The organism is Kushneria aurantia DSM 21353 (genome assembly GCF_000382245.1).
Lineage (GTDB): Bacteria > Pseudomonadota > Gammaproteobacteria > Pseudomonadales > Halomonadaceae > Kushneria > Kushneria aurantia.
The window spans coordinates 80344-94409 of sequence record NZ_KB907864.1 but is presented as its reverse complement, the minus strand read 5'-3'; the positions used below and the strand labels follow the sequence as shown (position 1 = coordinate 94409).

The window sequence follows — 14066 nt, the reverse complement described above, 5'->3', positions numbered from 1 at the left end:
CGAACGGAACGCCTTTTAATGTCGTCAGCACCCCCAACCATTCCGCAACCCCGGCCGCTCCCTCTGCTCGGTAACCTGCGCGATATCGACCCCGTCGCGCCACTACAGGGTTTGATGCGTCTCGCCGAGCGTTTCGGGCCGATCTTCGCCATCGAGATCAACGGCGAACGCATCGTCGTGCTTGGCTCGCAGGCACTGGTGGACGAGGTGACGAACGAGCAGCGCTTTGTCAAAAAACTGAGCCGCCCACTGGAGATGCTGCGCGATCTGTCGGGCGACGGTCTTTTTACCGCCTATAACGACGAACCCAACTGGGCATTGGCACACCGGCTGCTGATGCCGGCCTTCGGCCCGCTGGGCGTGCGCGACATGTTCGACGGCATGCTCGACGTCGCCGAGCAGATGCTGCTGCGCTGGGAGCGCTTCGGCCCCGGGGCGACCATCGATGTCGCCGACGACATGACCCGGCTGACGCTGGATACCATCGCCCTGTGCGCCTTCGATTACCGCTTCAACAGCTTCTACCGTGATCGCCTGCACCCTTTCGTCGGTGCCATGGTGCGCACCCTGGCAGAGAGCGACGACCGCGCCCGGCGCCCGCCGTTCGTATCCAGAATGATGCTGCGCACGCGCAGGCGACACAGCGCCGACCTGCAGCTGCTGCACGACACCGCCGACGCCATTATTGCCGGGCGCCGCCGGCAGCCGCGCCGCGACGGGCGCGACGACCTGCTCGACCATATGCTCAACGGCCGCGACCCGGACAGCGGCGAGGGGCTCTGCGACGACAATATCCGCTATCAGATGGTCACCTTTCTGATCGCCGGCCACGAAACCACCAGCGGCCTGCTCTCCTTCGCACTCCACTTTCTGCTCAAGCATCCGGCGATAATGACCCGCGCTCGCGAACGGGTCGATGCGGTACTCGGCGATGAACGTCCGCGCGTCGATCATCTCGCCAGGCTCGACTATATCGACTGGATTCTCAAGGAGGCACTGCGCCTGTGGCCCACTGCCCCCGCCTTCGCGCTGGCGCCGCATGTCGCCACCACGCTCGGCGAGGGCTACCGAATCAATCCGCAGGACACCCTGGTGGTATTGCTGCCCACCCTGCATCGCGACCCGACAGTGTGGGATGAGCCCGAAGCGTTTCGTCCCGAGCGCTTCGCGCCGCAGGCCGAAGCCGCGCTGCCGCCCAATGCCTGGAAGCCCTTCGGCAACGGCGCCCGCGCCTGCATCGGCCGCACCTTTGCGCTGCAGGAGGCGACGCTGGTGCTGGCGGCCATTTTGCAGCGCTTCGAGCTGAGCGCCGTCGATCCCGACTACACCCTGAAGGTTGTCGAGACCCTGACCCTCAAGCCCGAGGGACTGCGTATCCGGGTCAAGCGGCGCGAGGCGGGCCGCCGGCCATCGCGTCACGACACGCCGACCGCAGCTGCGGCGCAGCACTCACCGCCAACGGCCGACGGCGCGGGCACCCCACTGCTGGTACTCTACGGCAGCCAGACCGGCAGCGCCCGCGCCTTTGCCGAGCGCATCGCCGAACAGGGCGCAACGCGGGGCTACCGGAGCGAAGCGGCGGCGCTCGACGAGCGCGCCGGAGGTCTGCCCTGCGAAGGCCCGGTCGTGATTGTCAGCGCCTCCTACGAGGGGGAGCCACCGGACAACGCGCGGCGCTTTATCGCCTGGCTCGAGGCGCTGGCACCGGAGGCACTGGCGGGGGTGCGCTTTACCGTCTTCGGCGTCGGCGACCGCCAGTGGAGCCGCACCTGGCAGGCGATACCACGCCGGCTCGACGCTGCCATGGCACAGGCCGGCGCCCACCGCCTGAAAACGCGCGGCGAGACCGATGCCTCGGGAGACTTTGTCGGCGGCTTCGAGCGCTGGTACGCCGATCTGTGGCAGGCCCTGGAGCGCGGCGACAGTGACCGGGGCGATAACGGCACGCCGATCACCGAGGTAAATCGGCTCAGCGTGGAGGTACTGACCCCGGAGCGCGAGGCAATCCTCGGGATCGGCGAACTGCACCGGGCAAGGGTGGTCGATAACCGCGAGCTGGTCGATCTTTCCGCCGCCGGGGCGCGCTCCCGACGCCATATCGAGATCGCTCTGCCCACGCCGCTCGACTGGCAGGCCGGCGACTACCTGGCAGTGCTGCCACACAACCCCGGGCGCGACGTGCAGCGCGCCCTGCGCCGCTTCGCGCTGGCCGCCGACAGCCGGCTGGCGATCCGCGCCAGCGACGCACCGCTGCCCGCCGGCGAGCACAGCGCCGAGGAGGTACTGGCCAGCTATGTGGAGCTGGGGCAGTCGGCGAGTATCGAGCAGATCGAACAGCTGGCCGCCGCGACCGCCTGCCCGCCGGAGCGTGCGGCACTACAGGCGCTGACAGTCCCGGCAACGCACGAGACCGAGGTGCTCGGCAGACGACTCAGCCTGCTCGATCTGCTGGAGCGCTTCCCGGCCTGCGCGCTGTCGCTGGCAGATTTTCTCGCTGCCCTGCCGCCGCTGCGCATGCGCCAGTACTCGATCGCCTCCTCACCGCGGCACGATCCGCAGCGCTGTGCGCTGACCGTCAGTGTGGTCAACGACGAGGCGCTGGCCGGCGGGCGACGCCACCACGGCGTTGCCTCCAGCTGGCTGGCCGGGCTGGAGACGGGCATGCCGCTATCGGTAGCGCTGCGTCACGCGCCGCCGGCCTTCCACCTGCCGCAGGAGCGCAGCACACCGCTGATCATGATCGCCGCCGGCAGCGGCATTGCGCCCTTTCGCGGCTTTATTCAGGAGCGCGCCCTGCAGTTGGCGGCCGGTGAGACGCCGGGCCCGGCGCTGCTCTTTTTCGGCGCCCGTCATCCCGATGCCGACGATCTCTATCGCGACGAACTCAGCGTCTGGCAGGCACAGGGCGCCGTCGAGGTGCAGCGCGCCTTTTCGCAGGCGCCGGCGGGAGAGATTCGCTATGTACAGCAGCGCCTGTGGCAGGAGCGTCGGCGAGTGATCGAACTGCTCGAGCGCGGCGCCATTGTCTATGTATGCGGCGACGGCCAGCGCATGGCGCCCGCCGTACGCACCACTTTCGTGACGATACTCGCCGAGGCGGAGGCGCTCGATACGGCAGACGCCGAAGCGCGCATGATGCAGTTCGAAGACGAGGAAAAACGCTATCGGGTAGAGATTTTTGGCTGACCGGCCCCCGCGGCGCCCTCTTACGCGCCGCCGCGCCCCATCATACGATCAAGCTGGCGATAGCCGATCGCCTCCATCAGGGCGGCGCGCTCCACTTTCGACTCGCCGTTGAGATCCGCCACGGTGCGCGCCACCTTCAGCACCCGGTGCCAGGCGCGCGCCGACAGGTTAAGACGCTCGAGCACGCCGGAGAGCCAGTCGCGCTCGGCACTTCCCAGCGCACAGACCGCCTCCAGTTCGGTGGTACCCAGCTCGGCATTGAGGCCGCCGCGGGCGTACTGAATCTCGCGGGCAGCCATCACCCGGGCGCGTACGCTGGCGGAATCTTCGCCGCGGGTATCGGCCACCAGCTCACCGGCGGGCAGCGCCGGCACCTCGATCTGCAGGTCGATGCGATCGAGCAGCGGCCCCGAAATACGTGCCTGATAACGCTGAATCTGGTTGGGTGTGCAGCTGCACTGCTGACGCGGGTCGCCCAGGTGACCGCAGGGGCAGGGATTGAGCGCCGCCACCAGTTGGAAGCGACTGGGGTATTCGCGCCGGTGGTTGGCACGCGAGATATGCGCCCGCCCCGACTCCAGCGGCTCGCGCAGCGCCTCCAGCACGCGGCGGTCGAACTCCGGCAGCTCATCGAGAAAGAGCACGCCGCGGTGCGCCAGCGAGATCTCACCCGGTCGCGGCTTCGAGCCGCCGCCCACCAGCGCCGCGGCGCTGGCGCCATGGTGTGGCGCCCGAAAGGGGCGCTGCCCCCAGCGCTCGAGAATATCCATGCCACACACCGAGCGGATCGCCGCCACTTCAAGGCATTCGGCCTCGGTCAGCGGCGGCAGAATCCCCGCCAGCCGGCTCGCCAGCATGGTCTTGCCGGTGCCGGGCGGACCGGCGAACAGCAGGTTATGACCGCCGCTGGCGGCAACCTCCAGCGCCCGCCGCGCCTGATGCTGGCCGCGCACCTCGGCGAGGTCGGCCACTGCAGCCGCCGCCAGCGGGGGTGAGTCGAGACGGTGCGCGTCGATATGCTCACGACCGGTGAGATGCGCCACCACCTCGAGCAGATGGGTAGCCGGCAGCACCGCCAGCTCGCCGGCCAGTGCCGCCTCGTCGGCGTTGGCCGCGGGCAAAAGCAGCGAGCGTTCACTGCTGCACGCCGCCAGCGCCGCCGGCAGCACGCCAGTTACCGCGCGCAGGCCACCGTCGAGGGCCAGCTCTCCCAGGCATTCGAGCTTCTCCACCGCCTGCTGTGGAATCTGCCCGGAGGCGACCAGAATGCCCAGCGCGATCGGCAGGTCGAAGCGTCCGCCCTCCTTGGGTAGATCCGCGGGTGCCAGATTGAGAGTGATGCGTTTGGCGGGAAACTCGAAACCCGAGTTGATCAACGCGCTGCGCACTCTTTCGCGGCTCTCCTTCACCGCCGCCTCGGGCAGCCCCACGATCGCCAGCCCCGGCAGGCCGTTGGAGAGATGCACCTCCACCACTACCTCGGGTGCCGCCAGGCCAACGCTGGCACGGGTGGGAATGATGGCAAGCATGACGGGCTCCTGTGCAGAGACAACCCCCTGCCACAGGCAGGCCGATGATGACCTATCGGCAACCGCGATAATGGCTTGAGCTTACGCCGGGGAAGCTTGAGCCCATCAACACACTGGATTCGGAAAATACAGCACCGCCGGACGGCGGTGCTGAAAGAGGGGCGGCGCCGAGCAGGGGCATGACAGCGGTGAGCCGAACATGCACAGGCATGCCAGATTGATGACAAAGCCCGTAAAAGCCTTGTGAAGACTTTGCGGAGAGAGTCGGAAGCAGCCTGCAACGAGGGTTATTCGCCAGGGATGGCGAATTTAGCGTCCATGGAAGGATTTATAACGCCCTCGTGAAAGGCTTTTCCGATCCGATAGCAACTTTGTCAGTAGCCTCACATGCACAGGCATGCTTTACTTCGTGGCGCCGCGTCCCTTGCCGGTGCTGGCTCCCCCACCGGAGGCGCGCTTGCCGGTAGCGGATTCAGAGCTTTCACCACTGCTCTCGGCCTTTTTCTCGGCAGCGGCGGTGGTCGTCGCCGCCTTGCCTGCAGTGCTACTGCTGCCATCGCGATGGCCCAGTTCAGCCTCCAACTGCTCGACCCGCTTCTCCAGCGTTTCGACGCGCGAGCGGGTGCGCTGCAGCACCTCCATCATGACATCGAAATCTTCCCGCGAGACCAGCTCCATTCGATCAAAAGCGCTGCGCATGGCGCTGTGCACCGCACGCTGCACCTCTTCCGGGCCGCGTGAGGCGTTCTGCAATCGCTCTCCCACCTGCTGCGCCAGTCGTCCGAACATATCCTGTTTTGCCATGGTCTTTTTTCCTTTTGCGCTCGATCCCTGAAAGTTGCCACGCCGAGTTCTGCGGGCGCAATCCGAAGCTCTCAAGGGAAACGCTGCATAAATGCCTGCGCTAGCGAATCGCTGCGTTGCGTGGTACTGGCGCGCCAGCCCGGTCGAACACTCGCCTAACCCCATGTTATGTCTCGTGTTCTGCGTTCCATGCGCCTTGCGCTTCATCTCGCTCGTCGATTTATTCAGCGTTTCCCAAGCTCTCATGATAAGTCACCAGTGACGATAACGCCCGGATCGACTCACTCTGCTGCCCCGGGCATCAATGGAACGAAATGTAATGCATCAAAAAGGTGCATAATTGCTCTCTAAGCGTCTCTAAATAGTGCAGCTAGGCGTCGCAAGCGCTCTAAGTTGGTGCTTACAAAAAGAAACCTGTGCCGCGCCATTAACACAAATCACTGTTTTTGGGGAAAAAGCGAACCGATGGCACGCTCTCTGCCCTGTAATGGACCAGGCGACAGCCTCATCAAGGGAGACAGCATATGAAACTCATTACCGCAGTCATCAAGCCTTTCAAGCTTGATGATGTTCGTGAAGCCCTGGCCGACAACGGCGTGCAGGGCATCACGGTGACCGAGGTCAAGGGATTCGGTCGCCAGAAGGGCCATACCGAGCTTTATCGTGGTGCAGAGTACGTCGTGGATTTTCTGCCCAAGGTGAAGCTCGAGGTCGCCGTTGATGACAGCCGGCTCGATGGCGTACTGGATGCCATCCGCACGGCCGCCAACAGCAACAAGATCGGCGACGGCAAGCTCTTCGTCACGCCGCTCGAGGACGTCATTCGTATCCGCACCGGTGAACGCGGCGCGGACGCGGTTTAACCTTCCCGAGGTCAAGGACATCAGAACATGAACGAACTTGTCGAAGTTCAGTACGCGATAGACACTTTCTACTTTCTGGTCTGCGGCGCGCTGGTGCTGTGGATGGCGGCCGGCTTCTCGATGCTGGAAGCGGGGCTGGTGCGCGCCAAGAACACCACCGAGATTCTGACCAAGAACGTCGCGCTTTACGCCATCGCCTGCACCATGTACATGCTGATCGGCTACAACATCATGTACCTGGGCGGCGGCAACGGCTTCTTCCCCAGCCTGGGCTTCATGATCGGCGCCGAGCACACCCTCGACGAAGTGCTCTCGAGCGGTGGCGATATCTACTATTCCGCCCGCTCCGACTTCTTCTTCCAGGTTGTGTTTGTCGCCACTGCCATGTCGATCGTCTCCGGCGCAGTGGCCGAGCGCATGAAACTGTGGTCGTTCCTGCTGTTCGCGGTGATCATGACCGCCTTCATCTACCCCATTCAGGCCTACTGGTCGTGGGGCGGCGGCTTCCTCGATGCGGCCGGCTTCAGCGATTACGCCGGCTCCGGCATCGTCCACCTGTGCGGCGCATCCGCAGCGCTGGCCGGTGTGCTGGTATTGGGTCCTCGCAAGGGCAAGTACGGCAAGAACGGCGCCATCAACGCCATTCCCGGCGCCAACATGCCGCTGGCCACCCTGGGTACCTTTATCCTGTGGCTGGGCTGGATGGGATTCAATGGCGGCTCCGAGCTCAAGCTCTCCGATCTGGGTAGCGCCAACGCCGTCGCTCAGGTGTTTGCCAATACCAACGCAGCAGCCAGCGGTGGCGTTATCGCCGCCCTCATTCTGGCCAAGCTGTGGTTCCGCAAGGCCGACCTGACTATGGGCCTCAACGGCGCTATTGCCGGCCTGGTCGCCATCACTGCCGGCCCCTCGGCGCCGAGCATTCTCGCCGCTACGCTGGTGGGCGCCGTTGGCGGTGTCATCGTGGTGTTCGGTATCGTGGCGCTCGACAAGCTGCGCATCGACGACCCGGTGGGCGCCATTTCGGCACACGGCATCGTCGGTATATGGGGTCTGCTGGCCGTGCCGCTGACCAACGGCGACGCCAGCTTCGGCGCTCAGCTGCTGGGCATGTTCGCCATCTTCATCTGGACCTTCGTGGCCAGCCTGGTAGTGTGGCTGATCATCAAGGCGATCATGGGCGTTCGCGTCTCCGAAGAAGAAGAGTACGAGGGCGTGGATATCGCCGAGTGCGGTCTGGAAGCCTATCCGGAGTTCACCAGCGGTCGCTGAGCAGACATGCGGTGAGCTTCACACGGGGCGCCTTCGGGCGCCCTTTTTTGTGCCCTGCCATCCCTGGCGGGCACCCTTCGGGCCGCCTGCGGCGTCAAAAATCGCTCCCGGCGATTCTTTGTGCCCCGCCATCCCTGGCGGGCACCCCGAGGGCCGCCTGCGGCGTCAAAAATCGCTCCCGGCGATTCTTTGTGCCCCGCCATCCCTGGCGGGCACCCCGAGGGCCGCCTGCGGCGTCAAAAATCGCTCCCGGCGATTTTTTGTGGCCACCGGATAATTAACGCTTTCTTCTGCGGCCCGGTTTGTGCCATTTTTTTCAAAGCGCACGCCGGCACGGTATGCTGATACGCATCGGGGCCGGAAGCCCCACCCATCCCGACGACAAGATGAGGACACAACGATGAAACTGGTTTCCGCCATCATCAAACCCTTCAAGCTCGATGACGTGCGTGAGTCTCTCTCCGAGGTGGGGGTGCAGGGCATCACCGTCACCGAGGTCAAGGGCTTCGGTCGTCAGCGCGGGCATACCGAACTCTATCGTGGCGCCGAATACGTGGTCGATTTCCTGCCCAAGGTGAAGCTGGAAGCCGCCGTCGATGACGCGATGGTGGATCAGGTGATCGAAGCGATCACCTCGGTCGCCAATACCGGCAAGATCGGCGACGGCAAGATCTTCGTTTCACCGCTGGAACAGGTAATGCGCATTCGTACCGGCGAAACCGGCAAGGATGCGGTCTGACGCGCAGACTTCTATCGCGCTCGAAAGAAGCCCCCATCGGCTGACACCGATGGGGGCTTCTTTTATTCGCAGCGCCATCTCGGCTGCCCGGCGCTATTTTTCCACAAAAGCGCGCTCGATCACGTAGTCACCCGGCTCGCCCATACGTGGCGAAATGGTAAAGCCCAGCTCATCGAGCAGCTGGCTGCTCTCCTCGAGCATCGCCGGGCTACCGCAGATCATGGCGCGGTCCTGCTCGGGATCAAGCGGCGGCAGACCCAGGTCCTCGACGAGCTTGCCGGAACGGATGTGATCGGTCAGACGCCCACTGGTGTGGAACGCCTCGCGGGTCACGGTAGGATAGTAAAGCAGCTTGTCGCTGACCTCCTCGCCCAGCAGCTCGTGGGCCGGCAACTCCTCGGTAATGAAGCGCCGGTAGGCCAGTTCACTGACGGTGCGCACGCCATGCACCAGCACGATTTTTTCAAAGCGCTCGTAGGCCTCCGGGTCCTGAATCAGGCTCAGAAAGGGTGCCAGGCCGGTGCCGGTAGAAAGCAGATAGAGGTTGCGCCCCGCCTTGAGATCGTCAAGTACCAGGGTGCCGGTCGGCTTGCGGCTGACCAGCAGGCTATCGCCCACCTCGAGATGCTGCAGGCGTGAGGTGAGCGGCCCGTCCTGCACCTTGATGGAGAAGAACTCGAGGTGCTCCTCCCAGTTGGGGCTGGCGACCGAGTAGGCGCGTGTCAGCGGCTTGCCGTCGACTTCGAGGCCGATCATCACAAACTGGCCGTTGCGAAAGCGCAGGCTCTCCTCGCGGGTGGTGCGAAAACTGAACAGCGAGTCGTTCCAGTGGTGGACGCTGAGCACTTCGGTGGTAGCAAACTTGCTGGACACGTGGGGAAACTCCTGACAATGAATCGCATTGGCATCGACTTTTACGCCATTCTAGCCACTGCGCCACCATCGATAAACGCACTACCGAAAAAAGGCGGCGCGCCGCTGCCTGTTACGGCGAGCGCGCGCACCGCCTCATCGCTCAGCGTTCGGGATGCCGCTGCTGCGGCGCGCCCAGTACCGGCTGCTCGTCCCGACCAAGGCGGAAGGCGCCGACGGCCTCTGCCAGCCGCTGTGCCTGATGGTCGAGCGACTCGGCCGCCGCCGCCGACTGTTCCACCAGAGCGGCGTTCTGCTGGGTGGTGTTATCCAGATCGGTGATCGCCCGATTGACCTGACCAAGGCCGGTAGACTGCTCGCCCGCCGCATGGCTCAGTTCGTCGATCACGCCACTGACACGCCCGACCCGCTCGACGATGTCGCTCATGGTACGGCTGGCGCTCTCCACCAGCTCGACGCCGCCGGCGGTCTCGCTGTTGGCGCTGTCGATCAGGGTACGAATCTCCCTGGCCGCCTCGGCACTGCGGTTGGCGAGGCTGCGCACCTCTTCGGCGACTACTGCAAAGCCGCGGCCATGTTCACCGGCGCGGGCCGCCTCTACCGAGGCGTTGAGCGCCAGCAGATTGGTGCGCGCGGCGAGCGAGTCGATCATGTCGATGATGCCGGTAATCTGCCCTGAAGTGTCACGAATGCGGCCCATGGTAGCCACGACCTCGTTCATGCGCACACCGCCGTCGCGTGCCGTCGCGCTCGCCTCTCCGGCCAGACTGCTGGCCTGGCGCGAAGCGTGCGCCGAGTGCTCGACGGTGCTGCTGAGCTGCTCCATCGCCGCCGCCGACTGTTCGAGACTGGCGGCCGCGCGCTCGCTGCGCCGCGAAAGATCCTGACCGCCAGCGGCGATTTCGCCGGAGGCGCTTCTAACCTGCTCGGCGCTATCCCGAATTTCCAGCAGCACCCCGTTCATGCGACTGACGAAGCGGTTGAAGGCATCCGCCAGTTGCGCCGGTTCGGCACGCCCTTCGACCGGCAGACGCTGGGTCATGTCGCCGTCGCCATCGGCGATGTCACGCATGCGCTCGGTCAATCGCGCCAGCGGTCGGGCGATGCGTCGCCCTACCAACCAGAGCACCAAAAGGCCCAGCGCGCTGACCGCCAGGCCGACCAGCGCCATGTTCCACAGCGCACCGCGCTGCTGCGCCGCAAGCGTCTGCTGCAGGGCGTTGAAGTTGGCAAAGATGGCCTGCTCGGGCATGGTCACCAGCAGTTGCCAGCGGTTGTCGGCATCGATCTGCACCGGCACCTGGACGATCAACCGGGCGTCCTGCTGCGTGACCTGCGGCGACTCGGCACCGGCACGCAGTCTGCTGACGGTCCGGGCGTCAAAAATGCTGTCGGCAGTCTGGCCGGGGCTTTCGGCGTTACCCGAATAGCCAACGATGGTGCCGCCGGAGGAGACCAGCGTCAGCTCGCCGGCGCCGTCGAAAAGCCCCTGGTCGGCCTGCTCCAGCAGGCCCTGAATGAAGTCGAGGGAGAGGTCAACGCCGGCACTGCCGCGAAACTCGCCGTTGACCATGATGGGCGCGTTAAAGGAAGTCACCAGCAAGGTTTCACCGCCGTAGTCGTACGGCGCCGGATCGATCACACAGGCGCGACCGGTCTCACGCGGGCAGAGGTAGAATTCGCCGCGGCGGGTGCCGTTGCCGATCAGCGTTTCACTCTCCGGCGCACGCAGATAGAGCACTTTGATATCGCCCTGCTCAGTGCGATACCACCAGGGAACAAAGCGCCCCTCCTCGTTATAGCCCCAGGAGGTCATGCCGGCGTAGCGGCTGTCGTCGTCGAAGGCGTTGGGCTCCCAGCCGATAAAGGCGTCCAGCAGGTCAGGGTTGTCGATCACTCGCTGCCGCACGATCATCGACATGGTGTGACGGCTGATCGGCAGCAGCGGCGGCTCGCCCTCGGCGGGGGGCGCCATCATGGCATTGGTGTCGGCCAGCTCGTGAGCCGTTTGCAGAGCGCCGTCCAGACGCGCCCTGATGGCCTCGGCCTGCTGCTCGGCACGCGCCTGCAGGCGCGCCTCGACGGCCTCTTGCAGCTCGGCGCGGGTGCGCGCCGCCGACTCTTCCTGCAGTCGATCCATGGCTGTCAGGGCATAGACCAGTATGGCCGCGACCACCAGCAGCAGGCAGGTACCCGCGGCCAGCACAACGAAGGTACGAATGGATCTGAATCCTGGCATGGTGAGCGTATCCGGCAGGCCACAAGGAAGGCGTTGAACCACAAATCATCGAGCACGCAAAGGCGGACGATACCGCCTTTGCCATGCCCCGTATTATCGTCATCGGATAGACAGACTTGAGCGCTGCCGGGAGGCCGGAAAAAGGCAAGCGGCGAGGTTATGCCCGGGGTGGAATCCAGGCAATCATGTCGACCTCGACATCGGCGCCGCCGGCCAATCCGGTAACGCCGATGCAGGTGCGGGTAGGTAGCGGTTCGTTGAAATAGCTGCGATAGATCGCGTTGACTTCTTCGAAGTGGCCCATGTTGGTGATAAACACCCTTGCCTGCACAACATAGTCGAAGTGACTGCCCACTTCATCGAGCACCAGAGCGAGATTCTGCATCACGCGGTGTGTCTGCTCGGTAAAGGTGCCCAGCAGCATCTCGTTGGTCTCCGGCACGGTGGGCATCTGCCCAGTAATAAATACCAGGTTATCTACCCGACAAGCGTGGGAGAAAGGGGCGATCGGCTGCGGCGCGCCCTGACACATCATCTTTTCAATCACGCCATGCGCTCCTCTGGCCATGCCATGGCGTGCCGTTACCCGGCACACCAGGGGCAGCCACTATCAATGACCCAGAATCTGACTCAGGAATTCCTGGGTGCGCGGTGACTGTGGATCGTTGAACAGCGTTTCCGGCGGCGCCTCCTCGACGATCTGACCCTCGTCCATGAAGATCACCCGGTCGGCCACGGTGCGGGCAAAACCCATCTCGTGAGTGACGCAGAGCATCGTCATGCCTTCCTGGGCCAGCTCTATCATGACGTCGAGCACCTCCTTGATCATCTCCGGGTCGAGGGCCGAGGTCGGCTCATCGAACAGCATCACCTCCGGGCGCATGCACAGCGCCCGGGCGATCGCCACACGCTGCTGCTGACCGCCGGAGAGCTGGCCCGGATACTTGTGCGCCTGGTTGGCGATGCGCACCCGCTCCAGATACTCCATGGCGCTTTTCTCGGCGTCGCGACGCGGCTTTTTCTGCACCCACACCTGAGACAGGCAGCAGTTCTCCAGCACCGTCAGGTGCGGAAAAAGGTTGAAGTGCTGAAACACCATGCCGACATTGCGTCGAATCTGCTCGATACGCTTGATGTCCTGGGTCATGGTGATGCCGTTGACAGTAATCTCCCCCTGCTGGTGCTCCTCGAGGTGATTGATACAGCGAATCAGGGTCGACTTGCCGGAGCCCGAGGGGCCGCAGACGACGATACGCTCGCCCTTTGCCACCTCGAGGTCGATATCGCGCAGTACGTGAAAGTCGCCGTACCACTTGTTGAGCCGCTTCATGCTGACCATCGGCTGTTCGGATTGGGCACTGGCTTCGCTCATGCCTCGACTCTCCTGTCATTGTTCGAAAAGGGCTCAGAGGGTGTTTACAAAAGGACTACGCTCGCCTGATTTGTAAGCCCCCTCTCAGTGCCCGGTATGCAGACGCCGTTCGATGTACTGACTGTAGCGCGACATGCTGGAACAGAAGATCCAGTAGACCAGCGCCGCGAACACATAGCCCTCGATCGCATAGCCCAGCCACTCCGGGTCGTTGAGACCGGAACGGATGACAGCGAGGAAGTCGAACAGGCCGATGATCAGCACCAGCGAAGTGTCCATGAACAGCACGATGAAGGTGTTGACGATGCCGGGAATCACCAGCTTCAGCGCCTGCGGCAGCACAACCAGAATCATGCGGTGCCAGTAGCCCAGCCCCAGCGCCGAAGCCGCCTCGCTCTGGCCGCTCGGAATCGCCTGCAGGCCACTGCGCACCGCTTCGGCCATGTAGGCGCTCCAGAACAGCATGATGCCAATCAGTGCGCGCAGCAGCTTGTCGAGATCGAAACCGGATGGCGTGAACAGCGGCAGCATGACGGAGGCCATGAACAGCACCGTAATCAGCGGCACACCGCGCCAGAACTCGATGAAAAGAACGCACACGCCGCGCACAAAAGGCATGGTGGAGCGTCGGCCCAGCGCCAGCATGATCCCCAGCGGCAGCGACCCCACCATCGCCAGCAGCGCAATGGTGATCGTCAGCATCAACCCGCCCCAGTCGCGGGTCGGCACCGTGGTGATGCCGAAGTAGCCGCCGTGAAGCAGCAGAAAGGCCGCGATCGGGAAAGGGATCAGCGCACAGAGCGCGCCCCACTTCTTGAACGGCATTCTCGGGATCGCCAGCCAGGCAATCACAAGCGCCAGCAGTACGAAGACGATATTCACCCGCCAGCGCAGTTCCGGCGGGTAAAAACCGTAAATGATGGTTTCAAAACGGGCGCTGATATAGACCCAGCAGGCGCCCCCCGAGCTGCACGCCTCGCGTGACTCGCCAAGGAAGTTGGCGTTGAACAACGCCCACTCCAGGAAGGGCCAGATCAGCCGCACCAGCAGCGCCGCCAGCGCCAGCGTCACCAGGCTATTGAGCGGCGAGCTGAACAGATTGGCCCTCAGCCAGCCGACCAGGCCGGTACGCCGGTCGGGCGCCTTGCGCGGCGCCAGCATTTCGCTACGAACCTGTGTCGCTGCCATC

General features: G+C 64.3%; 11 protein-coding genes. 4 read left to right on the top strand and 7 right to left on the bottom strand.

All coding sequences use genetic code 11. The features are described 5' to 3' along the window. Nucleotides 1-18 precede the first annotated feature (18 nt). Nucleotides 19-3186 carry a bifunctional cytochrome P450/NADPH--P450 reductase gene (locus H146_RS0103395; protein WP_019950445.1) on the top strand — a complete coding sequence of 1056 codons (3168 nt, stop codon included), beginning with the start codon at nt 19-21 and terminating at the stop codon, nt 3184-3186. Nucleotides 3187-3206: 20 nt separating this feature from the next. Here the strand turns inward: H146_RS0103395 and H146_RS0103390 are convergent, their stop codons facing one another. After that, complete coding sequence (locus H146_RS0103390) at nt 3207-4715, bottom strand: YifB family Mg chelatase-like AAA ATPase (protein WP_019950444.1); 1509 nt, start codon at nt 4713-4715, stop codon at nt 3207-3209. Nucleotides 4716-5117: 402 nt separating this feature from the next. After that, a complete protein-coding gene (locus H146_RS20155; RefSeq protein WP_019950443.1) occupies nt 5118-5519 on the bottom strand; it encodes an accessory factor UbiK family protein in 402 nt (133 codons plus the stop codon). Between the two features lie 524 nt (nt 5520-6043). Here H146_RS20155 and H146_RS0103380 point away from each other — a divergent pair. The 3 genes from H146_RS0103380 to H146_RS0103370 all read left to right on the top strand — a co-directional run bounded on the left by H146_RS0103380 (nt 6044) and on the right by H146_RS0103370 (nt 8393). After that, nucleotides 6044-6382: a P-II family nitrogen regulator gene (locus H146_RS0103380; protein ID WP_019950442.1), complete on the top strand. Its 339-nt coding sequence runs from the start codon at nt 6044-6046 to the stop codon at nt 6380-6382. 27 nt (nt 6383-6409) lie between these two features. After that, a complete protein-coding gene (locus tag H146_RS0103375; protein ID WP_019950441.1) occupies nt 6410-7654 on the top strand; it encodes an ammonium transporter in 1245 nt (414 codons plus the stop codon). A gap of 400 nt (nt 7655-8054) precedes the next feature. Then, nucleotides 8055-8393: a P-II family nitrogen regulator gene (locus H146_RS0103370; protein ID WP_019950440.1), complete on the top strand. Its 339-nt coding sequence runs from the start codon at nt 8055-8057 to the stop codon at nt 8391-8393. Nucleotides 8394-8486: 93 nt separating this feature from the next. Here H146_RS0103370 and H146_RS0103365 read toward each other — a convergent pair whose 3' ends face one another. From H146_RS0103365 to H146_RS0103345, 5 genes are all read right to left on the bottom strand, one after another. Beyond that, a complete protein-coding gene (locus tag H146_RS0103365; RefSeq protein WP_019950439.1) occupies nt 8487-9266 on the bottom strand; it encodes a ferredoxin--NADP reductase in 780 nt (259 codons plus the stop codon). A gap of 142 nt (nt 9267-9408) precedes the next feature. Further along, nucleotides 9409-11505, bottom strand: coding sequence for a methyl-accepting chemotaxis protein (locus tag H146_RS0103360; RefSeq protein WP_033195404.1), 2097 nt, complete (start codon nt 11503-11505; stop codon nt 9409-9411). A 157-nt stretch (nt 11506-11662) separates the two neighbouring features. Further along, nucleotides 11663-12052 (bottom strand): RidA family protein, encoded by a 390-nt coding sequence (locus H146_RS0103355; RefSeq protein ID WP_019950437.1) that lies wholly within the window; start codon nt 12050-12052, stop codon nt 11663-11665. A gap of 63 nt (nt 12053-12115) precedes the next feature. Continuing rightward, nucleotides 12116-12877: an amino acid ABC transporter ATP-binding protein gene (locus H146_RS0103350; protein WP_019950436.1), complete on the bottom strand. Its 762-nt coding sequence runs from the start codon at nt 12875-12877 to the stop codon at nt 12116-12118. Nucleotides 12878-12961: 84 nt separating this feature from the next. Next, nucleotides 12962-14065, bottom strand: a complete 1104-nt coding sequence (locus H146_RS0103345) for an amino acid ABC transporter permease (protein WP_019950435.1) — start codon at nt 14063-14065, stop codon at nt 12962-12964. Nucleotide 14066: the final 1 nt, after the last annotated feature.

Coding starts and splice junctions, on each gene's coding strand:
- H146_RS0103370 (WP_019950440.1), top strand. CDS start 8,055: ATGAAACTGGTTTCCGCCATCATCAAACCCTTCAAGCTCGATGACGTG.
- H146_RS20155 (WP_019950443.1), bottom strand. CDS start 5,519: ATGGCAAAACAGGATATGTTCGGACGACTGGCGCAGCAGGTGGGAGAG.
- H146_RS0103375 (WP_019950441.1), top strand. CDS start 6,410: ATGAACGAACTTGTCGAAGTTCAGTACGCGATAGACACTTTCTACTTT.
- H146_RS0103395 (WP_019950445.1), top strand. CDS start 19: ATGTCGTCAGCACCCCCAACCATTCCGCAACCCCGGCCGCTCCCTCTG.
- H146_RS0103350 (WP_019950436.1), bottom strand. CDS start 12,877: ATGAGCGAAGCCAGTGCCCAATCCGAACAGCCGATGGTCAGCATGAAG.
- H146_RS0103345 (WP_019950435.1), bottom strand. CDS start 14,065: ATGGCAGCGACACAGGTTCGTAGCGAAATGCTGGCGCCGCGCAAGGCG.
- H146_RS0103380 (WP_019950442.1), top strand. CDS start 6,044: ATGAAACTCATTACCGCAGTCATCAAGCCTTTCAAGCTTGATGATGTT.
- H146_RS0103360 (WP_033195404.1), bottom strand. CDS start 11,505: ATGCCAGGATTCAGATCCATTCGTACCTTCGTTGTGCTGGCCGCGGGT.
- H146_RS0103390 (WP_019950444.1), bottom strand. CDS start 4,715: ATGCTTGCCATCATTCCCACCCGTGCCAGCGTTGGCCTGGCGGCACCC.